This window comes from Acetobacter sp. DsW_063 (assembly GCF_002153745.1).
Lineage (GTDB): Bacteria > Pseudomonadota > Alphaproteobacteria > Acetobacterales > Acetobacteraceae > Acetobacter.
The window spans coordinates 1-21,487 of record NZ_JOPL01000047.1 but is presented as its reverse complement, the minus strand read 5'-3'; the positions used below and the strand labels follow the sequence as shown (position 1 = coordinate 21,487).

At 60.9% G+C, this 21,487-nt stretch carries 20 protein-coding genes; 13 read left to right on the top strand and 7 right to left on the bottom strand.

Annotated features, from left to right (window positions below; genetic code table 11):
• Positions 1–56: 56 nt before the first annotated feature.
• Complete coding sequence (locus HK28_RS08370; protein WP_086644135.1) at positions 57–800, top strand: TlyA family RNA methyltransferase; 744 nt, start codon at positions 57–59, stop codon at positions 798–800.
• Positions 801–894: 94 nt separating this feature from the next.
• On the opposite strand, the gene HK28_RS08365 is transcribed toward HK28_RS08370, so the two are convergent.
• The gene (locus HK28_RS08365; protein ID WP_158093426.1) at positions 895–2,211 is read right to left on the bottom strand and encodes a hypothetical protein; all 1,317 of its coding nucleotides are present in this window, start codon (positions 2,209–2,211) and stop codon (positions 895–897) included.
• A gap of 287 nt (positions 2,212–2,498) precedes the next feature.
• Between HK28_RS08365 and rlmN the strand changes: the two genes are divergently transcribed.
• The 4 genes from rlmN to HK28_RS08345 all read left to right on the top strand — a co-directional run bounded on the left by rlmN (position 2,499) and on the right by HK28_RS08345 (position 5,639).
• A complete protein-coding gene (gene rlmN, locus HK28_RS08360) occupies positions 2,499–3,725 on the top strand; it encodes a 23S rRNA (adenine(2503)-C(2))-methyltransferase RlmN (protein WP_086644133.1) in 1,227 nt (408 codons plus the stop codon).
• An 89-nt stretch (positions 3,726–3,814) separates the two neighbouring features.
• A complete protein-coding gene (locus HK28_RS08355) occupies positions 3,815–4,699 on the top strand; it encodes a folate-binding protein YgfZ (RefSeq protein WP_086644141.1) in 885 nt (294 codons plus the stop codon).
• Positions 4,699–5,127 carry a phosphoribosyl-AMP cyclohydrolase gene (gene hisI / locus HK28_RS08350; protein ID WP_369823628.1) on the top strand — a complete coding sequence of 143 codons (429 nt, stop codon included), beginning with the start codon at positions 4,699–4,701 and terminating at the stop codon, positions 5,125–5,127. The genes HK28_RS08355 and hisI overlap by 1 nt, the downstream gene beginning before the upstream one ends.
• A 104-nt stretch (positions 5,128–5,231) precedes the next feature.
• A complete protein-coding gene (locus HK28_RS08345; RefSeq protein WP_086644132.1) occupies positions 5,232–5,639 on the top strand; it encodes an acyl-CoA thioesterase in 408 nt (135 codons plus the stop codon).
• 286 nt (positions 5,640–5,925) lie between these two features.
• Here the strand turns inward: HK28_RS08345 and HK28_RS08340 are convergent, their stop codons facing one another.
• On the bottom strand, positions 5,926–7,158 hold the full coding sequence (locus tag HK28_RS08340) for an FAD-dependent monooxygenase (protein ID WP_086644131.1): 1,233 nt from the start codon (positions 7,156–7,158) through the stop codon (positions 5,926–5,928).
• Between the two features lie 86 nt (positions 7,159–7,244).
• On the opposite strand from HK28_RS08340, the gene HK28_RS08335 reads away from it, so the two are divergent.
• On the top strand, positions 7,245–7,835 hold the full coding sequence (locus HK28_RS08335) for a TetR/AcrR family transcriptional regulator (RefSeq protein WP_233140433.1): 591 nt from the start codon (positions 7,245–7,247) through the stop codon (positions 7,833–7,835).
• A 354-nt stretch (positions 7,836–8,189) separates the two neighbouring features.
• On the opposite strand, the gene rplT is transcribed toward HK28_RS08335, so the two are convergent.
• Together rplT and rpmI are read right to left on the bottom strand one after the other, a co-directional pair.
• A complete protein-coding gene (rplT, locus tag HK28_RS08330) occupies positions 8,190–8,552 on the bottom strand; it encodes a 50S ribosomal protein L20 (protein ID WP_086644130.1) in 363 nt (120 codons plus the stop codon).
• 14 nt (positions 8,553–8,566) lie between these two features.
• Positions 8,567–8,770 (bottom strand): 50S ribosomal protein L35, encoded by a 204-nt coding sequence (rpmI, locus tag HK28_RS08325; RefSeq protein WP_026397856.1) that lies wholly within the window; start codon positions 8,768–8,770, stop codon positions 8,567–8,569.
• Positions 8,771–9,029: 259 nt separating this feature from the next.
• Between rpmI and HK28_RS08320 the strand changes: the two genes are divergently transcribed.
• The 4 genes from HK28_RS08320 to HK28_RS08305 all read left to right on the top strand — a co-directional run bounded on the left by HK28_RS08320 (position 9,030) and on the right by HK28_RS08305 (position 15,004).
• Complete coding sequence (locus HK28_RS08320; protein ID WP_086644129.1) at positions 9,030–10,505, top strand: mannitol dehydrogenase family protein; 1,476 nt, start codon at positions 9,030–9,032, stop codon at positions 10,503–10,505.
• Between the two features lie 336 nt (positions 10,506–10,841).
• Positions 10,842–12,170, top strand: a complete 1,329-nt coding sequence (locus tag HK28_RS08315) for a cytochrome c (protein ID WP_086644128.1) — start codon at positions 10,842–10,844, stop codon at positions 12,168–12,170.
• Between the two features lie 22 nt (positions 12,171–12,192).
• The gene (locus tag HK28_RS08310; RefSeq protein WP_086644127.1) at positions 12,193–12,678 is read left to right on the top strand and encodes a (2Fe-2S)-binding protein; all 486 of its coding nucleotides are present in this window, start codon (positions 12,193–12,195) and stop codon (positions 12,676–12,678) included.
• On the top strand, positions 12,671–15,004 hold the full coding sequence (locus HK28_RS08305) for a xanthine dehydrogenase family protein molybdopterin-binding subunit (RefSeq protein ID WP_086644126.1): 2,334 nt from the start codon (positions 12,671–12,673) through the stop codon (positions 15,002–15,004). The genes HK28_RS08310 and HK28_RS08305 overlap by 8 nt, the downstream gene beginning before the upstream one ends.
• A 23-nt stretch (positions 15,005–15,027) precedes the next feature.
• Here the strand turns inward: HK28_RS08305 and HK28_RS08300 are convergent, their stop codons facing one another.
• Both HK28_RS08300 and HK28_RS13770 read right to left on the bottom strand, forming a co-directional pair.
• Entirely contained in the window at positions 15,028–16,038 is a 1,011-nt protein-coding gene (locus HK28_RS08300; protein ID WP_086644138.1) for a DUF2891 domain-containing protein, read from the bottom strand.
• 327 nt (positions 16,039–16,365) lie between these two features.
• On the bottom strand, positions 16,366–16,605 hold the full coding sequence (locus HK28_RS13770; RefSeq protein ID WP_143217364.1) for a hypothetical protein: 240 nt from the start codon (positions 16,603–16,605) through the stop codon (positions 16,366–16,368).
• Between HK28_RS13770 and htpG the strand changes: the two genes are divergently transcribed.
• From htpG to HK28_RS08285, 3 genes are all read left to right on the top strand, one after another.
• Positions 16,583–18,481, top strand: a complete 1,899-nt coding sequence (gene htpG / locus HK28_RS08295; RefSeq protein WP_086644125.1) for a molecular chaperone HtpG — start codon at positions 16,583–16,585, stop codon at positions 18,479–18,481. The two genes, HK28_RS13770 and htpG, sit on opposite strands and share 23 nt — an antisense overlap.
• Positions 18,482–18,646: 165 nt before the next feature.
• The gene (locus tag HK28_RS08290; protein ID WP_233140432.1) at positions 18,647–20,035 is read left to right on the top strand and encodes a DUF2252 domain-containing protein; all 1,389 of its coding nucleotides are present in this window, start codon (positions 18,647–18,649) and stop codon (positions 20,033–20,035) included.
• A gap of 74 nt (positions 20,036–20,109) precedes the next feature.
• Positions 20,110–21,081 carry an MBL fold metallo-hydrolase gene (locus tag HK28_RS08285; protein ID WP_158093425.1) on the top strand — a complete coding sequence of 324 codons (972 nt, stop codon included), beginning with the start codon at positions 20,110–20,112 and terminating at the stop codon, positions 21,079–21,081.
• Positions 21,082–21,191: 110 nt separating this feature from the next.
• Here the strand turns inward: HK28_RS08285 and HK28_RS08280 are convergent.
• Positions 21,192–21,487, bottom strand: a 296-nt coding sequence (locus HK28_RS08280; RefSeq protein WP_255376464.1) for an ABC transporter C-terminal domain-containing protein, incomplete at its 5' end; no start/stop codon positions are given.

Here is a 21,487-nt window from a genome sequence, read left to right as displayed (position 1 = left end):
AAACCGCACTCAACGCTCTCGGTATAAACTCAAACATAACCCAGAGCGCGTAATCGGTGGCTAAACGCCGCGCCGACCAGCTTCTTGTTGACCGGGGGCTGGTCGAAAGCCGCGCCCGCGCGCAGGCGCTGATCCTCGCGGGACTGGCCTACACGGGCGACAGGCGCGTGGCGAAGGCGGGCGACATGCTGCCCGAGGACGCGCCGCTGGCGCTCAAGGGGCAGGATCATCCGTGGGTGTCGCGCGGTGGCCTGAAGCTTGCTCACGCGCTGCCGTTCTTCGGATTTTCTCCACAAGGCCGCGTCTGCATCGACGTGGGCGCCTCGACCGGCGGCTTCTCGGATGTGCTGCTGACCAACGGCGCCGAACGTGTCTACGCCGTCGATGTCGGCCATGGACAGCTCGCGTGGAAGCTGCGGTCCGATCCTCGCGTCGTGGTCATGGAAAAGCAGAACGCCCGCGCATTGGATGCGGAGCTGATCCCGGAGCCCGCTGGCGTCGTGGTGTGCGACGCAAGCTTCATCGGTCTGCGGACCGTTCTTCCGGCGGCGCTCGCCCTGACGACGCCCGATGCGTGGGCCGTGGCTCTGATCAAGCCGCAGTTCGAGGCCGGGCGGGAGCATGTCGGCGCCAAGGGTGTGGTCCGTGACGCCGCCGTGCATGAGCAGGTGTGCGAGATGATTTCCGCATGGTGGCGCGATCTTCCGGGTTGGGAAGTGCTAGGCGTCGAGGCCAGCCCGATTACCGGGCCGGAGGGGAACCGCGAGTTTCTAATCGGAGCCAAGAGGACAACGCATTGATGGGGTGGATTATTGTAGAATATTGTTCAATACACGAATATCGGTTCTGAATTTTTATATATTTGGAAAAATTCTGTTTTCTCTCTCTTAGTTATCAGTTTTTGGGAGTTATAGTGACGGCGAGCCCTGAATGATCTGTGCCGGGGTAACCTGATGTGAGTGCGTCTACATGTTTCACACTAACTGACTCTATAGTGTTTTCGTTGTAAAACAAATAATCGATATGTTTGTTTAGTGTGCTGTTTGTGCTAGTCAAATCAATTGATGCGTTTTTGTAGGTGGGGTTTTTTCGCATGGTAACTATATCCATGGCGATGCCTCGCTTTTTATTTAATTCTCTTTTCTCTAGATTTTTTATTGAAGAAAGTTTGATTTTTTTTTCACCGCTCAATAATTTTTCCTGCATAGTTTTTCTCACAGGTTCTACGTAATTTGGTTCGTCGCTTTTTACATCGGCTCTTTGGAAAAATTTTGACACAGCATTTCTGATTTTTGCCGTTGGGGAGCCCCCCTCGTTTTTCGTGAAGACGGCGGAGTGTACATTTGTGTCGCCTACAATGATATCGCAAGGTTTTCCGAAATTGTCTTCTGAGAATTTTAATATTCGTTCGTAGATAATTGCCTTTTGCTGTGATTCATTTGGAGTGTGAACCGCCGCTATAACGAGATTTTTGAATTCTATGCAAGCAAAACCGACTTCTGTCTCGCCACTTTGGCTTTGGGGAATATTTATGTCACCTAAGGACTTTTGTGCAGCGCAGAAGGAAAATGATTGCGCCCTGCTGGGTTGGGTAATGGATTGCACTTCGGATCCGTTAAAAAAACTTGCGTCTATTCCATCGTGTTTTTTCTTCCGCTGCCTATCGGATCCTCTTTTGAAGGTTTTTGCATTATCGAGGGTTTTTGACATAGTTATAATGGCGGCAGCTTCTGCAAAACCGACCTCTGCTAGTATCAGGAGATCCGCTCGGAACTGATATAATGTTGCGACGACATGCATTGCTGCATTTTGAGCTCTTCGCGATTGGTCTGTGTCGGTGTCTTGACCTAGATATTCTGTGCGTTCTTGCGGTGATAAGCTCTCCATACTTTTTGTTCGAGGCAAAATCGTTCCTGTCGCATCTTGCCTACTTCCGCCTGGAAGTACCTTTAGATTCTGGGTATCTGGCATGGTATCGCTTAGGCTGTATGCTTGGGTGTAATTCCCCAGCGCTATATTCGCCTCGGCCCTGCTCTTCGTGTGAGCGACGTTAAATTTTGTGTCCGCTCTCGGTATAAATGGAGTGCCTGTTTCTTTGTGAAGCAACGCCCCACTGTCGTCTACCAGAAGTGCTGCAGTCATCGCGGAGTTATTGCACCGTGCAGATGAGGTCTCGAAGGATTGGAAGAGAATATTTATGCTCTTAGCCATGATAAATTCCTCATGAGTAATGTGTTTTTTTTGCACATTAAAGAGAAAAATCAACGTTAAAAAGACATTAATATTTCACGTTTTCCCGTATTTCATGGTTTTTATGAAGCAGGAGGACTGCTTTTGTGTGGGGTGTAGATGTTTGTATAAATTGATTCCTTTGCGGTTTTGTGAGTCAGTGCGTTAGGGTAGCCCAATTTTCTAATTTTTCTCCTCATCCGGCGTCGTCCGTGTTAATTGCTCGCCCCAACGCACAAAGCGCCCCACGCCGTCGGACCCAAACACTCATGTCGCTGCACGAATCCTCCGCCCTTTCCCACCAGCCGTCTGACTCCGCGCCCGCGGATCTGGATGCGGCGGATCGCGCGCGGATTCTCGCCAAGGCGGCGCTCTTCTCCCCGCCGCCGGCGCAGCTTGCGGACGGACGGCGCGATCTCGTGGGCATGTCGCGCGAGGAGATCACGGCGGAACTGGCGGAAATCGGTGAGAAACCGTTCCGCACCAAGCAGCTCTGGCACTGGATCTACCATCAGGGCGTGACTGACTTCACGAAGATGAGTTCCATCGCCAGGCCGCTGCAACAGAAGCTGGCGGAGCGGTTCATCGTCGGGCGACCGGAGGCGGCGACCGTGCAGACCTCGACGGACGAGACCCGAAAATTCCTCTTCCGTTTCCGCGACGGGCAGGAGGCCGAGACGGTCTATATCCCCGACCGGCGGGAGGATCGCGGCGCCGTGTGCATCTCCTCGCAGGTTGGCTGCACGCTCTCCTGCACCTTCTGCCACACAGGCACGCAGAAGCTGGTCCGCAATCTCGGCGCCGCCGAGATCGTGGGGCAGTTCATGGCGGCCCGCGATTCCTACAACGAGTGGCCGAGCCCGAAGGGCGAGACGCCCCGCCTGCTGTCCACCATCGTTCTGATGGGCATGGGCGAGCCGTTGTATAATTACGAGAATGTCGCCAAGGCGATGCGCATTGTGATGGATGGGGAGGGTATCGCCCTGTCCCGCCGTCGCATCACCCTGTCCACCTCCGGCGTCGTGCCGCTGATGGATCGCTGCGGCGAGGAACTGGGGATCAATCTCGCCGTGTCGCTGCATGCCGTGCGCGACGATCTGCGCGACCAGATCGTGCCGCTGAACCGCAAATATCCCATCGCCGAGGTTCTGGCGGCCTGCCGTCGCTATCCGTCGGCCAGCAACGCCCGGCGCATTACTTTCGAATATATCATGCTGCGCGGGATCAACGACAGCGAGGCCGACGCCCGCGAACTGGTGCGCCTGATCGGCGGCCTGCCCGCGAAGGTGAATCTGATCCCGTTCAACCCGTGGCCCGGCAGCGACTACAAGCCTTCCACGCGGGAACAGCAGGCGAAATTCGCGCAGATCGTGATGGATGCTGGCTTCGCTTCGCCGATCCGCACGCCGCGCGGGCGCGACATCCTGGCCGCCTGTGGACAGCTCAAGACGGAGAGCGAACGCCGCCGCGCGGCGGCCCCTGCGTCGGCGGAATAAGACGGACACGCCGCCAGCTTTCCTTCGGGACTGACCATGCTCTAGATTGCCCGCCTTCGGATTCCGTCCTTGGGCGAGGAGCAATGTCGATGTCCTATTTCGCGCATCTACCCGATCGGGCCGTCATCGCGGTGAGCGGCGCGGATCGGGTCAAGTTCCTGCAGGGGCTGGTCTCCAATGACGTGGCTGAGGCTCGCGACGGCAGGGCCGTGTGGGCGGCGCTGCTGACCCCGCAGGGGCGATGGAAGGCCGATTTTTTCATGGTCGCCGATCCGGACGGGGAGCAGCTTCTGCTGGACTGCCCGGCGTCTCAGGTGGAGATGGTGATCACGACGCTCAAGCGGTTCCGCCTGCGCTCGGACGTATCGCTGGTCCCGGCCAGTTTTGCGGTTCACGCCGCCTGGGGCGCTCTCCCTGACGCAGCGACCGTTGAAAACGCAATCGTCTTCGCCGATCCGCGCTTGCCCGAGGCGGGGTGGAGGTTACTCCTGCCGGATGTGGCGCAACGGGCCGATGCGGACGCCGCCGCATACGATCTCCATCGTCTGACGCTTGGCCTGCCTGATGGCCCGCGCGACTGCGAAGCGGACAAGACTCTGTTGCTCGAGGCCAATTTCGATCTGCTGAACGGCGTGTCGTGGACCAAGGGCTGTTACATGGGGCAGGAGCTGACGGCGCGGACACGTTATCGCGGTCTGGTGAAGCGTCGACTGGTCCCCTTCGCGTCGGTCGCGCCGTCGCTGACGCCAGGCGCGCCGGTCATGGCGGGGGGCGTGGAGGTTGGACAGGTTCGCTCGAGCCGCGACCATTGTGGGCTGGCTATGGTGCGCCCCGCCGCAGTTCTCGCGGCGGGCGAGACGCCGATGACGGTTGAGGGACATACGATTACTCCGCGCGCTCCTGAATGGCTGCGTGAGGCTCTGAGAGCGGGGCAGGAGCCGGAAGCGTCCAAGGGAAATGAAGTGGGATCATGATGACGCAGGCGATGGTGGGATTACCCTCTGAGGCGATCGAACGGGCCCTTGAGTCCGTTGCGTTCGACGAATCCGGCCTGATCTGCGGCATCGCGCAGCAGGTGGACACCGGCGAGATCCTGATGGTCGCGTGGCTCAATCGGGATGCGTTGCGGGAGACGCTGGAGAGTGGGCGGGTCTGCTACTATTCGCGCAGCCGAAAGAAGCTGTGGCGCAAGGGCGAGACCTCGGGGCAGGTCCAGCGTCTTGTCGAAGCACGTTTGGACTGTGACGGAGATGCGGTGCTGCTGCTGGTGGATCAATCGGGCGTGGCTTGCCACACCGGGCGCCGGTCCTGTTTTTTTCGGTCATTCGATGCAAATGGCCTGAAAATTATCTCGGAGCCGGAAGTCTCGCCTGAGCAGTTATACGGCGCGTCCGGGCACTGAAGGCGCCCGCTGATGGGCGTGGCGCCCAGCATGTGATTTGTTGGCGTCGGCGCTTTGGGCGATGGTCAGATCAATCGGTTTGAGCAGTTTGGGACGATGATTTGATGCTACATAACGAAGCCAAGGAAGCGACCGGCGATCTGACCATTCGTATGATCGCCATGCCGAGCAACACCAACGCTGCAGGCGACGTGTTCGGCGGCTGGGTCATGTCGCAGATGGATCTTGCGGCCAGCACGGCGGCCTTTGGGATTGCTAACGTAAAATGCGCCACCGTCGCGATCGACAAGGTGTCTTTTCTGGCGCCCATGATCGTGGGGGATGAGCTCTCTGTCTACACCAAGATTGCGAAGGTGGGGCGCACGTCGATCACGGTTGATGTTGAGGCGTGGCGGCGCTTGCGACACACGCCCGAGACCCAGATGGTCACGCGCGGGCGGTTCGTGTTTGTGGCTCTTGACGAGAATAACCGCCCAACGCCTGTGGTTCAGAATGAGGACGCCGACGCGTAGCAAATCCTTCTGAGGCAAGGTGTTTGGGCGAAACCGCAGTCCGGGTTTCAGGCCATGCGTGTGACGCCAGTGCGGCGCCACAGGCGTAATTTGCCGAAATGAACTCGTTTGAGCGGGAAGTGTCCGTAGAAACAAAGAGAAAGAGCGCTTCTGCGCCAACACCTCGTTGAAAGCTCTTTCCAGACGGGGGCGTCCGGCGGGAAGGACACCCCCTTAGTGTGCAGCCTGACGAAAAGCTCGAAATGGCTCTGCGAGGTCCGCGATTAAAGTCGCTCGGCGTATGTGTTCATAAAGGCGGCAACGGATAATCCTGCAGTTGCAACGCGGTATGCGCAACCGTCCGTCCATCGCCGAACAGATTTGCCGTTCCTTTCTTCGCAATTTCGGCAAGCATCCGGTCGCGCGCCTCGATGTCCTGCGGGGTGCGGGGCAGGAAGAATTCGCCATGCCCGTCGGTCGCCAACGCCTGATTCGCCTCTACGAAGGGCCGCATAAGGCGGTCATAAGCGTTGAATGCGTCTGTCGGATCGTCGTGCGTGGCCAGTTCGCCCGCCAGCACATACGCGCCCACAAGCGCCAGACTTGTACCCTGCCCCGAACGAAACGATGGAGCGTAGGCCGCGTCGCCGAGCAGCGCCACCCGGCCACGTGACCACGTGGGCATCTTGATCTGGCTCACTGTGTCGAAATACAGGTCGTCGGCATCCTCCATCGCATCGAGCAGGCGCGGAATCTCCCATCCCATACCCGCAAAAGCCGCTCGCGTTCGCCTGATCTGCTCTTGCGGATCGCGGTTGCCAGAGATCGACGCGTCGTCCGCAACAAATGTAAGAAAGGCGAACAGCTGATCGCTCTCCTTCACGGCGAACAGCCCGGCGACTTTGCCTGGCTCGGCGTGAAACACGCCGCCGTGGGATAGTCCCCTGTCATTCGGTAGAGTAAAAATATTAAAGGAAAAGCCCAGAAAGCGTGTGAACTGCGCCTCCGGTCCAAAAACCAGACGCCGGGTGAGCGAGTGCATGCCGTCCGCTCCGACGACGATGTCGTATCGCTCCTGGCGTCCGCTGGTGAAACGGATATCGACTCCGTCGCCATCGTCACGCAGCGTTTCTATGGACTCATTGAAACGATAATCGATCGCGCCGCCGAGGGTGGCGTCATAAAGCAGGCTGGCAAGCGTGCCCCGCGGCAGCTCGACGTCGCGGGACAGGTCGCTGCCGATAGCCGCATAGATCGGGACGGAGCCGATTATGTCGCCCTGAGCATCGACAAAAGTCATCATACGACTTTCGACGTGCGCAGCACGCACCTGGGACAGCAGATTCATCCGTTCGATCACGTCAATCGCCGTGCCGCGCACGTCAATTGGATAACCGCCGGTGCGGATGGTGGGAGCGCGCTCAACGACGGTGACGTCGAAGCCGTAGCGGTCGAGCCAGAACGCCAGTGCGGGCCCAGCGATGCTCGCGCCTGAAATCAGCACGCGTCGTTTTCTGGCTGGGGTCTGTTCAGCGGTCATGGTATTTCCGTGATATAAGATTCTTTGTGTATCTTATTCGCTGTGGCTTGGAAGGCAATAAGATTCTTCGTGCATCTAAAGGGGCGATGATGAAAGTTCAGGACGGGAGGAGACGGCGCGGCGCAGCGTTGGAGGAGGCCATCCTGGATGCGGCATGGGCCGAGCTTGCCGAAAGCGGTTATGCGGCCTTGACCCTGGAAAATGTCGCTCGCCGAGCCGGAACAAGTCGACCCGTGCTGCATCGGCGTTGGGCCGGACGTCTGGCTTTGGCGACGGCGGCTCTGGCGCGACAATTCGCGCGGGACACCATCGTCATTCCTGATCTCGGTAGTCTGCGCGAGGAACTCAGCCTGCTTCTCCGCTTCATGTCGAATCGCTCCAGGGGAGACGGGCTGCAACTGGTGTTCGATATGCAGCGGGATCTTGCAGCCGAAAGATCCAGTTTTGCCGATCTGCACGCGTGTATCGTGGATGGACATCAGTTTCGCGCCGTTCTAGCGAGGGCTGTGGAGCGCGGGGAGATCGACCCGACACGGCTGACGCCCCGGATCGCCGCGTTGCCTCTGGACTTGGTTCGCCACGAGTTACTGATGACGTTCGCCCCGCTTTCAGTCGCTGCGATCCGTGAGATTGTCGAGGATATTTTTCTGCCGCTGGTGTCGCCACGTCCCGGCTAGAGCCTCATCCGTTCACACCCCTTCACGGAAACTGCTCTGGTTTATTGTTTTGTCGAGACCCTTTATCCGATCAGCCGATTCCGTGTGATCGGATGATGCTCTAGCTGTGCCGTAGAGAGGGAGCTGCTTGTCTCAGGTTCGCGCTGTGCGCTCCGGGACGGCAATACACGACCGCCCGAAAGCGCCGACTCGCCCGGATCATCCCCGTCAGATCGCGCGACTGGGCGTCCGACGCGATGGCTTGTCTGAGGCGACGGGCATGCTGCCGCATGATTTGAGTATGAAAAACCCGCATAAAAAAAGCCGCCCGAAGGCGGCTTTTTTGTGTGTCTGGCCTTCAAGACCAGACCGGCTTCAGGCTGCTGCGAGAGCGGCCTGCGCCTTCTTCACGATTTCACCGAAGGTCGCGGCGTCATCGAAAGCGATGGCGGCGAGAACTTTACGGTCGATTTCGATGCCAGCCTTGTCCAGACCGTTGATGAAACGGCTGTAGGTCAGGCCATGCTCGCGGACAGCGGCGTTAATACGCTGGATCCACAGGGCGCGGAACTCACGCTTCTTGTTGCGACGGTCGCGATAGGCGTACTGAAGGCCTTTCTCGACGCGCTCAAGCGCAATGCGGTAGTTCGTTGATGACCGGCCGCGATAGCCCTTGGCGAGCTCGAGGACCTTCTTGTGACGGGCGTGCGACGTAACGCCGCGCTTAACACGTGCCATAGTTCAGATGCTCCTCAAGCCAGTCCGTAGGGGGCCCACTGCTTCACGGTCTTCGCATCCATGTCCGTCATGGTCTGCGGGCCGCGATTCGTGCGCTTCATCTTCTGCGGGCGGTTGATCAGGCCGTGGCGCTTGTTGCCAGGGCCGCAGAGCACTTTGCCGGTCGCGGTGATCTTGAACCGCTTCTTGACCGACGACTTGGTCTTCATCTTGGGCATTTCGGTCTCCTTGACGAATGGCCCCTCCGCATGGCGGAAAGGCAGAGCACGGCCGGGCATGCCCCACAGGCCCGGGCGCGTGAATGAGCGGCGGTCATACCCAACCGTCGTTCCGGTTTCAAGTCCGGTTTTGGCATGTCGGCGTTCCGATCCCGACATTCTCCGGCAACGCCTCATAACACGGGGCGTTTTGCGCGCATTGAGGCCCACCCGACACATCGGGCCTCTCGTTCTACATATAATTTATAGGAGTCAGGGTATGAAGGCCCACCTGTCGAACGCGACCCTTGAGAAACTGCCCGTGACCGTGGTCACGCCGGATTACGACAGGACGAAGGTCTCGGCAGGCGTCGCACATATCGGGGTCGGCAATTTTCATCGCGCGCATCAGGCGCTCTATCTGGATCGAATTCTGGCGCTCCCTGGCCAGGAAGCCTGGGGAATTCTGGGCGTCGGCATCCGGCAGGGAAAACGCGAGACCGAGCGCGCCGACGCGTTCGACAAACAGGACGGCCTGTTCACGCTGACGGAATTTTCGCCGGACGACCCAACCGTCGTTCGCGTCGTCGGCTCGATCGTGGACTATGTCAGCTGCAACGAAGGTTATGATGCGCTGATTCGCCGTCTCGCCGACCCTGCGATCCGGATCGTGACCCTGACCATTACCGAGGGCGGATATTTCGTCGACGCCGACGGCGCGTTCATGCTTGACGATCCATTCATCGCTGAGGACCTGAAGCGGGATATCCCGCAAAGCGCGTTCGGTCTTGTATGTGAAGCACTACGCCTTCGGCGGGACGCGGGCATTGGCCCGTTCACGGTGCTGTCCTGCGACAACCTGCAGCATAACGGGGCGGCGGCGCAGAGCGCGTTCTGCGGGTTTGCGGAGGCGCGCGACCCGTCGCTCGGCGCATGGATACGCGAAAACGTATCTTTTCCATCCAGCATGGTCGATCGCATCGCGCCATCGGTTACGGACGCGGATGTCGCACGCCTGAGCGATGCGAGCGGCGTCGAGGATCTGACGCCGGTTTATTCGGAAGATTTCAAGCAATGGGTGGTTGAAGACGCGTTCTGCGCTGGCAGGCCGGAATTCGAAGCCGTGGGCGTTCAACTTCGGGCGGACGTCGCGCCGTACGAGCAGGTGAAGCTGCGGATGTTGAATGCCGCCCACACGGTGGTGTCGCATGTAGGGCTTCGTATTGGTTACAGAACCGTGCATGCCGCGATGCAGGATCTGCGTGTCGTCAGCTTGCTGGAAAGTTTTCTGGATGGCGATGTGGCGCCGCTTCTCACGCCACCAGATGATGTCGATTTGGGCGAGTATGCGCGCAATGTGCTGCGGCGCTTCCGTAGCGCAGCGGTAGGGGATCAGCTTGAGCGCATTGCCTCCGACAGTTTCGCCAAACTGCCGGTCTTTCTGGGGACGACCGTGCGTGAATTAATCGATGCCGGGCGCGACTTCAGCCTGGAAGCGTTTACGCTTGCCTGCTGGGCGGAGAATGCAGCCAACGTCGACGATAAGGGCGTGCCGTTTGACCTGCGTGAGCCAAACGCCAGCGACGCGGATCTGGCGACATTGCGCGCTGACGATCTGGCGGCGCCGCTCTCGTTGACGCTTTTTGACGGTTGGGGAGTCGCTGGCAGCGAGTCGTTCGCTTCCCGGTTTGTCGCGTTTCGTGAAGATATTCGTGAACGCGGGGCGGCGAAGGTTCTGGCCGACATGCAGGCGTGATCGGTCAAGAGGACAGGCGCCTGAAGATAAGTCTTTGTTCTTCGGGCGTCTCTTTCATGTGAATGTTGGAGAAATAAGAACAATTCTCAACAATTAAACAAGTATTGTCTATATATGGGTGAATATAGACAATACTTTCAATTGCTAAACAATGCTGGCAAGCCGTGAGTCTGTTGCTACCATTTCCGCCATGACATAAATCATATGTCGTTTTCGTGGTTTTTACCCTTTTGATATGCATTTAATGCATCGCTTCAGGTGCTCGCGATCGCGTGTACGGCGACGATTTGTCGTCGTTCTGATCGTGAAGTCCTGTTTTCGGGTAGTGGGGGCGCAGTGATCAAACGCATACTCGCGGCCGTTGTCGGACTGGCAGTCGTCGGCGGCCTCGGCTTTCTTTGGTACGCGTGGTACCCGGCTTTGCCGAAAGTCGCGTTGCCGAAATCAGGGCAGTTTTCGGCCGCCCAGATAGAACGTGGCCGCATCGTGGCGGCGCAGGGCTATTGCGGGGAATGCCACACGCGGCAGGATCTTGGCGGTGGCCCGACTCTTGCAGGCGATTATGCGATGCAGTCGCCCTTCGGGACGATCTATTCGCCCAATATCACCCCTGATCCGGAAACGGGCATCGGGGGCTGGTCGGAAGAGGCGCTGGCTCGCGCGATGAAGCTGGGCGTATCGCGTTCCGGCGCGCACCTGTTGCCAGCCTTCGTGTACGATCATTTCACGAAGATGACCGACAGCGACATCTCGGACCTGTATGCGTGGCTGATGACGCAGCCTGCGGTCCACATGACGCATCGCGAGAACACGTTCCCGCTCTCGATCACGCCGCGCATCGTGCTCGCTGGATGGAAGATGCTGTTCTTCCGCCCCGGCGACTTCAAGCCGGACCCGAATCATGACGCGCAGTGGAATCGCGGGGCTTATCTCGCCGAGGGCGCGAGCCATTGCGGTTCCTGCCATACGCCGCGCAACCTGCTCGGCGCAGAGAAATCCGGCTCCCGTTACGACGGCGCCGTCGTCGACGGCTGGATCGCCCCCCCGCTCAACGAACACAACCCGACGCCGGTCGTCTGGACCGAGGACGAACTATTCGCTTACCTGCGCTACGGCGTAGCGCCGCTGCACGGTCCGGCGGGCGGCCCCATGTCGCCGGTGCCGCACCAGTTCCTGTCGCAGATTCCTGAGTCCGACGTTCGCGCCATCGCGCACTACTTCGCTGACATCGACCACTCGGCGCAGCGCGTCTCGGGCGATAAGGCTGCTCTTGAACTCGCCATGCAGCAGTCGAAGCGCGATCTGCTCGGTCCCACGACGGACGCCGACGCCACGCTCTATCAGGGAGCCTGCGCGGCCTGCCATTACAACGCCGCGCCGTCTCCGGTGCTCGGTCGGCCTGAGTTAGCGTTGAACAGCGCCCTGTGGCTCGACGAACCGAACGACCTGTTCATGGTGATGTTGCGCGGTCTCACAGCGCCAGAGGGACAGAGCGGCGTCGCGATGCCGAGTTTCTATAACGCTCTCAGCGACCACGACATGGCCCGCATCGCGGCCTATCTGCGCCGCACGCGGACGACGCGGCCGCCGTGGACGGATCTTGAGAAGAAGGCTGCGGAAGCGCGCAAGCTTGTCGAGATTCCTCCTGTGAACTCCTCCCATTGAGCCGCGGTCACGGAGCCGGATGATGATCAAGTTCAAACTCAATGGCAGTGACGTTTCGGTCGATGGGCCGGAAGACACGCCGCTCCTGTGGGCGATCCGTGACGATCTCGGGTTGACCGGAACCAAGTTCGGCTGTGGCGTTGGTCAGTGCGGCGCCTGCACCGTGCATGTCGGCGGGCGGGCGACGCGATCCTGCATCACCCCGATCTCGGCGATTGCCGGTGCTGAAATCACGACGATCGAAGGCCTCGACCCGGCAGGAGCGCATCCTGTGCAGGAGGCGTGGCGCGACCTTCAGGTGCCGCAATGCGGCTACTGCCAGTCGGGCCAGATCATGCAGGCGGCCAGCCTGCTCAAGGATTACCCGTCGCCCACCGACGAGGATATCGACGCGGTCATGGGCGGCAGCCTGTGCCGTTGCATGACCTACATCCGCATCCGCAAGGCCATCAAACAGGCCGCCATCGCGATGCGATCCGCCAAGACCGGGGAGACGTCCAATGGGTAGGCTCGAGCGCATCGCCGCCGAACAGGATCGGGCGCTGGCCAGCGCGACGGGACTTTCCCGTCGCGGCTTTCTCTCTGCGGGCGTCGGCGGGGCGCTGCTGTTCGGTTTCGCCCGACAGGCGCGCGCGACGCAGGTTTTCCCTGCGGGCGCGCCGTTGCCGCCGGAGCAGTTCGAGCCGACAATCTGGTGCTCGGTGGGTTCGGATGGCGAGGTCAACGTCAACATCATCCGCGCCGAGATGGGCCAGCATGTCGGAACGGCGCTGGCGCGCATCATCGCCGATGAAATGGAAGCCGACTGGGACAAGGTGAAGATCACCCACGTCGACACCGATCCGAAATGGGGAATGATGGTCACGGGCGGATCCTGGTCCGTCTGGCAGACTTGGGATGTTTTCCGGCAGGCTGGCGCCGCCGCGCGGACCGTTCTGGTCGAAGAGGCCGCCAAAATTCTCGGCGTGACGCCGGACAAATGCGTTGCGCGCAACGGTGTGGTGACGGCGGGCGACCGCTCCCTCGGTTATGGCGACATCGTGGGGCAGGCGCGTCCGACGCGCAGCTTCACGCCCGACGAACTGACGAAGCTTCCGCTCAAGCCTGCGTCCGAACGTCGCATGGTCGGCAAGGACGTCAAGGCGCTCGACATCCCGGCCAAGATCGACGGCACGGCGATGTATGGCATCGACGCGAAAATCGACGGCATGGTCTATGGCCGCCCGAAAATGCCGCCCACGCGGTACGGCTCGAAGGTTGTCTCGGTTGACGACGTCGAGGCGAAGAAGGTGCCGGGTTATCTGCGGTATATCGTGCTTGATGATCCCTCGGACACGGTGCCCGGCTGGGTCGTCGTGCTTGCGTCGTCCTACCCCGCGGCCATCCGGGCGACCGACAAGCTCAAGGTGGAATGGACGCCGGGCAAGACGGCGCATGTTAGCGAAAAAGACATTCAGGACCACGCGCGCGGGCTGATCGCCGACAAGGGCGTTGGCGTGATGGTCGTGAACGATCAAGGCGTGGACGACGCGTTTTCGAAAGCGTCGACAGTGTTCGAGCGCACCTATACCTGCGCCTCGGTGATGCATTACCAGCTTGAGCCGATGAACGCGCTTGCGCGTCTGAACGACGGCGTCTGGGAAATCCATTGCGGCAACCAGTGGCAAAGCCTGTTTCTGCCGGTCATCGAAAAGGCGCTGGGCGTCGCTTCGGGCAAGGTCAGGATGATGACCTATATGCTCGGCGGCGGCTTCGGACGTCGCCTGAATGGCGATTACGCGGTTCCGGCGGCGTTGGCGTCGAAGGCTTTGGGCGGCAAGCCGGTCAAACTGATCCTGACGCGTTCTGACGACATGATGTTCGATTCAATCCGGTCTCCGTCGGTGCAGACCCTGCGCGTCGCGATGACCGGGAAGGACACGTTCCACGGCATGCAGCATCACGCGGCCGCAGGATGGCCGACGCAGGTCATGGCGGCGGTGGCGATGGCCAAAGGCGTCGACGGCAAGCCGTATGATCAGTTCGCGATCGCGGGCGCCGATCACTGGTACGACTGCGGTCCCCTTCGGGTGCGGGCGATCAGTAATGATCTGGCCAACGACACGTTCCGTCCCGGTTGGCTGCGTTCCGTCAGCGCCGGCTGGACGAGCTGGGCGCTGGAGGCGTTCTGGGACGAACTGGCGCACGAGACCGGCAAGGACCCTGTCGCCCTGCGCCTGTCGATGCTCAACGGCGAGGGGCCGGACGGCCGTAACAAGGGGGAGGCGCCGGATTCCAATGGCGGCGCCCTCCGTCAGGCCGCTGTTCTCAAGCGCCTTGCCGAAAAGGCTGGCTGGGGTCAGCCTTTGCCGAAAGATACCGGCCTTGGCGTGGCGACAACCTTCGGTCAGGAGCGCGGCATGCCGACCTGGACCGCAGGCGCGGCGCGGGTTCATGTCGACCGGGCGACCGGTCTGGTGACGTGCGAAAAGCTGTGGCTGGTCCTGGATGCGGGCACCATCGTCGATCCGGGCGGCGCCCTGGCGCAGACCGAAGGCGGCGCGCTCTGGGGCCTGAGCATGGCCCTGTGCGAAGGCAGCGAGATCGTCGACGGGACCTGCAAGGATCGCAACCTCGACACCTACACGCCGCTGCGCATCGCAAGTGTGCCGGAGATGGATGTCGAGTTCATTGAAAGCACGGAAAAGCCGATGGGGCTGGGCGAGCCGGGCGTGACGGTCGTCGGCGCCGCAGTCGCCAATGCGATCTTCAACGCGGTCGGCGTCCGCCTGCGTCACCAGCCGATCCGCCCGGAAGACGTGCTCGCAGCACTCAAAAACAAGAGCGCCGCGTAAGCTGAAGGCGCTGGGCGGCGGCGTTACGCCCCGTCCAGCGCCAACGCGGCGAAACTGGCGAGCCAGTGCTCGCCCATATAATCCTCCGCCAGATGAGGCAGGGCCGCGTCGACATGAAGCGCCGCGGCTTCATTCATGATTTCCCTGCGCGGGTCATTGTCGGGAAGAGCGCCCGCCAATGACCGCCAGCACCAGGCGCGGCTGAGGTTCAACCCGTCGAGATGCGCGATCTTGCCGTCCGAACGGTCGCTGACCGTGGCCGGCAGGAACAGCGTCGCGGGCATGCTCTCGCCCAGTTCTGGCAAAAACGCGTCGAACCAGCCTGAAAACATCTTCGGTGGCGCGAGGCTGCGCATGCACTCGGCTTCGATCAGCGCGGACGACAGGAAATCATCGCCGCTCGGTTCGCCCCAGGCGGGGCAGGCTCGATCTTCGCCATACCAACGCAGCGCCGTGTCGGAGAGCAGCGCGGCGAACGTCTTGCCCGGCAATGTGGCGGCGTAATCGGCCGCCAGCCGCAGACCGAACGCCGTGTTGAAATGCGTACCGACACGAACGGGATAGGTCGCCTGGGGAAGAAAATCGGTGAAGCGCGCAACGATGACGTCGGCCAGAGGCGCGATTGCGTCTCGCCACGGGTTTTCCCGCAGCGCGCCAAGTTCCGCAGCGAGTTTCAGCAGCCATCCCCAGCCATAGGGACGCTCATACCCCCGCGCCGCCGGTTCGGAGAAATAGGCGCATTCACCGGCGACTTTTTCTGGCCTCAACTGCTCGTCGAACAGAGCTTTGATGTCGTGGACCGCGTCGGCGGTCGGGTAGCGTCGCAACACTCTCGCGAGCAGCCAGTAGCTGTGGACGCAGGAATGCCAGTCGAAGCTGCCGTAAAATACAGGATGCAGAGCGGCTGGCGTCCGGGCGTCGGCGTCGGCGCTCAGCACATGTCCGGGCTTGTTGGGGTATTCTCGCCGAACATGGCCAAGGGCGATGCGCGCAAAGCGGCTGGCCAGTTGTTCTGTGAATAGCGATGCGGGCACGATCATCGGTCTCCGGCAGGCAACGACGTCACAGCCGAAGCTGAGAGCAATCGTGAAGGGGGGCAATATCCGACACCGTTTTCAGCGGCTCCGCCAGACTGAAGCGAAAAGTGTGCGAAAATTAAGTTACCTGCCGCCTGTAAGACGCGTTTTGACGGTTCACATGGCCCGATTCTGTTATCCGTCGTCAGAACCGGATCAGAGAGGACGCGCCTCTTTGTAGGCACGAGGGCTGACGCCAGCGCGAGGGCGTCTCTCCAAAAAGGTGTGACGGATTCGGGGCGCATACGTAAGGCGTGTTCTCGTCGGACGAAGGCGGCGGCGCCTTTATGCGTGACAGAACATCATGACGCCGGTTGAAATCGTCGACGTGGACGCCAATATGTCCACACCGTAATGCCGGGCCGAGTCATGGCCGGCGAAGGCGATGTCCGACCCGGCCATATGGCGGGTCAGAGGCGTCGTTTGTCGATAATACAGGAGCCTGACCGTGCCGCCGACGGGCGACGAGGGGATGGTTTCAGAGAAAAGGACAGCGTCGGCAATGACCGAGCAGACCAGCAGCACCCAGTCCTCCGCGCCGCAGGGCGGAGCCGAACAGCATGAATTTAGCGCAGAGGTCGGGCGTCTGCTCGATCTGGTCGTTCATTCTCTCTATTCCGAGCGTGAAATCTTCCTGCGCGAACTGGTCGCGAACTCCGCCGACGCTACGGACCGCCGTCGCTTTGAGGCGCTGACCGACGGCGCGCGCGCGCTGCCGGAAGACGCGAAGATCCGCATCAATCCGGACAAGGAAGCGCGCCTGCTGACCATCAGCGACGATGGCTCGGGCATGAGCAGGGATGAACTGGTCAGCAACCTTGGCACCATCGCGCGCTCGGGCACGCGTGCCTTCGGCCAGCAGCTTGAGAGCGCCAAGCCGGAAGACAAGCCAAACCTGATCGGACAGTTCGGCGTCGGCTTCTATGCCGCGTTCATGGTGGCGGATCGTGTCGAGGTCGTCTCCCGCCGCGCAGGTTCGGAAGAGGCATGGCGCTGGGCGTCGGAAGGCAAGGGCGCCTACACGCTGGAGCCCGCGACACGCGAGAAGGCCGGCACGGACATCACGCTGCACATCAAGGAAGACGCCGACGAGTTCCTTGATACATGGCGTCTGCAGGCGATCATCCGTAAGTGGGCCGATCATATCTCCTGGCCGATCACCATCCTGAAGGAAGACGGCGAGAGCCCGGCGAACGAGGGAACGGCTCTGTGGCGCAAGCCGAAGAGCGAGGTCACGGAAGAGCAGCTCAACGACTTCTACCGTCACGTCACGCATAATTTCGACACGCCCTGGGCCACGCTGCACTGGCGCGCGGAAGGCACGATCGAGTTCACCTCGCTGCTCTTCATCCCCGGATCGCGTCCGTTCGAGTTCAGCGAGCAGTCGCGTGAGAGCCGCATTCGCCTGCATGTGCGGCGGATGTTCATCACCGACGACGCGAACCTCGTGCCGTCCTGGCTGCGCTTCGTGCAGGGCGTTGTGGACACCGAAGACCTGCCCCTCAACGTTTCTCGTGAAATGCTGCAGGCGACGCCGGTTCTGGCTCGTATCCGCAAGGCCGTTACGGGTCGCGTGCTGACCGATCTGAAGAACCGCGCGAAGGATGCGGAAACCTTCCTGCCATTCTGGGAAAATTTCGGCGCCATCGTGAAGGAGGGCGTCTGGGAAGACGCCGAGCACCGCACGGAGTTGGCTGGTCTCGCGCGCTTCCGTTCCAGCACGCTGCCGACAGATGGAGAGGACGCGGCGAAAGGCTGGACGACGCTTGGCGATTACGTCGCGCGCATGAAGCCGGAACAGGAAGCGATCTATTTCCTGACCGGCGACAACGAGGACGCGCTGGCGAAATCACCGCAACTCGAAGGCTTCCGCGCGCGTGGGATCGAAGTGTTGCTGCTGTCCGATCCGGTCGACGCGTTCTGGCCGGAGCGTTTGTCCAGCTTCGAGGGCAAGACGCTGCGCAGCGTGACGCAGGGCCATGCCGACCTTGAGAAGTTCGCGATCGAGGGTGAGGCCGATACTGGCGACGCTGCCGATCTCGACATCCTGATCCCCGCGCTCAAGGAAGCGCTGGGCGAGGCAGTGTCGGAAGTTCGCGGCACGGATCGTCTGGTGTCCAGCGCCGTGGTGTTGGCGGCGCCGGAGCATGGGCCGGATCTGCAGTTGCAGAAGCTGATGCGTCGCAGTGGACAGAAGATCCCCGAGACTGCGCCGATCCTTGAGGTCAATGCGCGTAATCCGTTGATCCGTACGCTGGCGCGCCGCGCCGCCGAGAAGGAGCCGATCGCGGAACTGGCGCAGGTGGCGCTCGATATCGCGCGCATTCAGGATGGCGAGGCTCCGAAGGACCCTGCCGCCTTCGCGCAACGTCTGACTGCGCTCCTGGCGACGCAGGCCTAAGACCGCGCTGCGTCGCGACGGCATGGCCGCCGCGACGCAGTTTATCTGGAAGCCCTACTCATCCGTCGGCTCTTTCGGATGACGGCCTGTTTCAGCGGCGCTTTCTGCGGGAAGCGCCGTTTCTTCGTCATGGGCAGGCGCGCATAAACCGCGTAAAATGCAGACATGACGTTCATGTCCTTTCTCGCGACCGGTGAGGCCGCCGCATCCGCTCTGACCACGCGCAAGGAACGCCACGCCGTCGGGCGACGGCTGCGCGAGAACGCGAAACGCAGCAGTCAGGCCGAGTGGAATCCCGCGCTGCGCCGGGCTGACCCCATAGCGCTTCTTATCGCTCAGGGAGAACGCCGGATCGCAAGCCTCCTGCCGATCCGTTACGAGCGCATGGCGGCGTCGCCTCTCGCTTTTTTGCGCGGCGCTGCGGCTGTCATGGCGACCGATCTTTCCGCGACGACTGCGGCGGGGCTGCGCGTGCAGAGTTGCGGCGACTGTCACCTCGCCAATTTTGGCAGTTTCGCGTCATCTGACGGGATACCTGTCTTCGACATCAACGATTTTGATGAAACGAGCGTGGCTCCCTTCGAGTGGGACATCAAACGGCTGGGGACGTCGCTGGTGCTGGCCGGGCGGGAAAATGATCTTGGCGACGGCCCTTGCCGGGCTTTGGTCGTGAGCGCGGCTGACGCCTATCAGAGCGAGTTGCAACGATTGAATCGTATGACGCCCTTGCAGGCGTGGAGCGAAAAAGTCGATCTGCTTGCGACCATCGACGCCATCGAGAAAAAATCCGTGCGAGAGCGGGTGCGCGGTATTCTTCAGGCGCGGCTGGAGAGCGCGAGCGGCAATTTCGGTCTCGTGTCGACGGAAAGGAAGGGACCGAGCTTGCGGGAGAAGCCACCGCTCATCGTGCGTCTGCCTGACCATGACGACGCAATCCGGGCTGCGTTCGGCCGATATCTTGCTGCGCAACCTGCCGAGCGCGCGGTGCTGCTTGGGCGTTATCGCCTGAAAGATGTGATCTTCAAGGTCGTGGGGGTTGGCAGCGTCGGCACGTTCTGCGCGATTGGTCTGTTTGCAAACGCAGATGGCGAGACATTGCTTTTGCAGATCAAGGAGGCGCAGGATTCCGTTCTTGCTCCCTATGCTGGCCGGTCCGGCTACGCCAACGCCGGAGAGCGCGTCGTGACGGGGCAGCGCGTGATGCAGGTCACGCCGGATCGTTTCCTCGGCTGGACCCATACGGATGATGCAGGAAAAGGCGAGGCTGTCGGGCGGCAGTTTTACGTCCGTCGCGTCAAAGATGCGCGTCTGGCGCAGATAGGAACTGTAATGCAGCAGGACGAGCTGCCGTTCTACGCCGCATTGTGCGGCCGCACTCTGGCGCGCGCGCATGTCCGTTCAGCAGATGTTGCGATGCTGACGGGTTATATAGGCAAAGGTGGGGTGTTCGCCGACGCGATTGCGGGGTTTTCCGTCGCCTACGCCGATCAGAGCGAAGCGGACTGGCGTGCGTTCAAGGACGCCCTGAAGGGCGGGCGGTTGGTCGCCGGATGATTCCAAGCGCTGCGATTGTGACCAGCGTCAGTATATCCGTTCGCCCAAAACGTCTCTGGCGAACGGCGGGGCTGTTGCTGCTGTTGTCCCTCCTGCCGCTTGTCCGGGCGCCAGATGCGTCAGCGTCCGCTGCTGACTCTCCGCCCGGTCTGGAAATCGTGGCTCTGGGCGTCCGTGGCGGGATCGTCGATGGTGATCTCTCCGCTTTTCTGATTCATCCGTCTGGCGATCCCCGCTCTCTCATGTGCGATGCAGGGACGTTGGGCAACGGCCTGCTCGTTGCGGCGAAGCGTGGCAATCTGGGTGGGCGGACGCCGGATCAGGTGCTGGGTTCCGATATCAAGGCGTTTCTCATCACGCACGCTCACCTTGACCATGTCGCGGGCATGCTGGTCGCGGCGACAGATTATCCTGGTAAGGCGGTGTATGCTCTCCCAGCTACAAATGGCGTGCTTAGCGACGATTATCTGAACTGGGTGGCGTGGCCGAATTTCTCTGACAGGGGCAAGGCGCCGCGGCTCGGTGGGTTGCGTCTGCGCGACATGACGCCCGGCGTCTCCATGCAGATCGCCGATACGGCGATGACGGCTACGGCGTGGCCACTGGAGCATGGAGGCGTGCAGTCTACGGCGTTCCTGGTGCAGGGAGGAAATTCCGCCGTCGTCTGTCTGGGCGATCACGGTCCTGATAGCCCGTCTGGTGGGAACAGGGGACACCAGTTATGGTGGGCTTTGGCGCCGCTTGTGCGGTCGGGTCAGCTTCACACGATCATCACTGAGGCGTCGTACGCCGATCCCCGACCCGACTCACAACTGTTTGGTCACATGACGCCCAAATATCTGATCGCGTCTTTGCGGGATCTCGCGGAGGAGGCCGGGCGGCCGAAGGCTTTACAGGGCGTGACGGTGATTGTGTCGCACGTCAAATACCCTGTTGGCGGAGACGCGGCGTATAGAAGGCTGATCCTTCAACAGTTGCGTGAAGGAAGTGATTTGGGTGTGAAATTTATAGTGCCTGAGCAAGGAGATCGTTGGGGCGCGTTGTAGTGGGAAGTCGCGTCATCTGCGCAGGTGAGGCCGTCGTCGATGGTGACCGATCGTGAGCCTCTCAAGAGTGGATGTCGGCATAAAGGCTCACGCAATAAATCGCTCTTTCACTAACCGGTCCCCAATCCTTCCCGTTTTACCTCCAGTTCCAGCCACTGCTCCTCGGCGTCCGTCAAATCGCGCTCGGCGGCTTCAAGAGCTGCAGTGTGACGTATGAACGCCGCGTGATCGCGGGCATACAGACCCGGGTCGGCGAGCTTTTCGCGTAATTTGACGATACTGGCCTCAAGATCTGCAATCTTGCCGGGGAGCTTCTCCAGAGCGTGCTGATCTTTGTAGCTGAGTTTTTTTGTCGCGCCGCCTTTTGCAGGCGTGGCGACAGATGTTGCGGCGGGGGGCGGTACAA

What these genes read in the sequence shown, in the direction of transcription:
- HK28_RS08365 (WP_158093426.1), bottom strand. Translation starts at nt 2,211, where the DNA reads ATGGCTAAGAGCATAAATATTCTCTTCCAATCCTTCGAGACCTCATCT.
- rlmN (WP_086644133.1), top strand. Translation starts at nt 2,499, where the DNA reads ATGTCGCTGCACGAATCCTCCGCCCTTTCCCACCAGCCGTCTGACTCC.
- HK28_RS08355 (WP_086644141.1), top strand. Translation starts at nt 3,815, where the DNA reads ATGTCCTATTTCGCGCATCTACCCGATCGGGCCGTCATCGCGGTGAGC.
- hisI (WP_369823628.1), top strand. Translation starts at nt 4,699, where the DNA reads ATGACGCAGGCGATGGTGGGATTACCCTCTGAGGCGATCGAACGGGCC.
- HK28_RS08345 (WP_086644132.1), top strand. Translation starts at nt 5,232, where the DNA reads ATGCTACATAACGAAGCCAAGGAAGCGACCGGCGATCTGACCATTCGT.
- HK28_RS08340 (WP_086644131.1), bottom strand. Translation starts at nt 7,158, where the DNA reads ATGACCGCTGAACAGACCCCAGCCAGAAAACGACGCGTGCTGATTTCA.
- HK28_RS08335 (WP_233140433.1), top strand. Translation starts at nt 7,245, where the DNA reads ATGATGAAAGTTCAGGACGGGAGGAGACGGCGCGGCGCAGCGTTGGAG.
- rplT (WP_086644130.1), bottom strand. Translation starts at nt 8,552, where the DNA reads ATGGCACGTGTTAAGCGCGGCGTTACGTCGCACGCCCGTCACAAGAAG.
- rpmI (WP_026397856.1), bottom strand. Translation starts at nt 8,770, where the DNA reads ATGCCCAAGATGAAGACCAAGTCGTCGGTCAAGAAGCGGTTCAAGATC.
- HK28_RS08320 (WP_086644129.1), top strand. Translation starts at nt 9,030, where the DNA reads ATGAAGGCCCACCTGTCGAACGCGACCCTTGAGAAACTGCCCGTGACC.
- HK28_RS08310 (WP_086644127.1), top strand. Translation starts at nt 12,193, where the DNA reads ATGATCAAGTTCAAACTCAATGGCAGTGACGTTTCGGTCGATGGGCCG.
- HK28_RS08305 (WP_086644126.1), top strand. Translation starts at nt 12,671, where the DNA reads ATGGGTAGGCTCGAGCGCATCGCCGCCGAACAGGATCGGGCGCTGGCC.
- htpG (WP_086644125.1), top strand. Translation starts at nt 16,583, where the DNA reads ATGACCGAGCAGACCAGCAGCACCCAGTCCTCCGCGCCGCAGGGCGGA.
- HK28_RS08290 (WP_233140432.1), top strand. Translation starts at nt 18,647, where the DNA reads ATGACGTTCATGTCCTTTCTCGCGACCGGTGAGGCCGCCGCATCCGCT.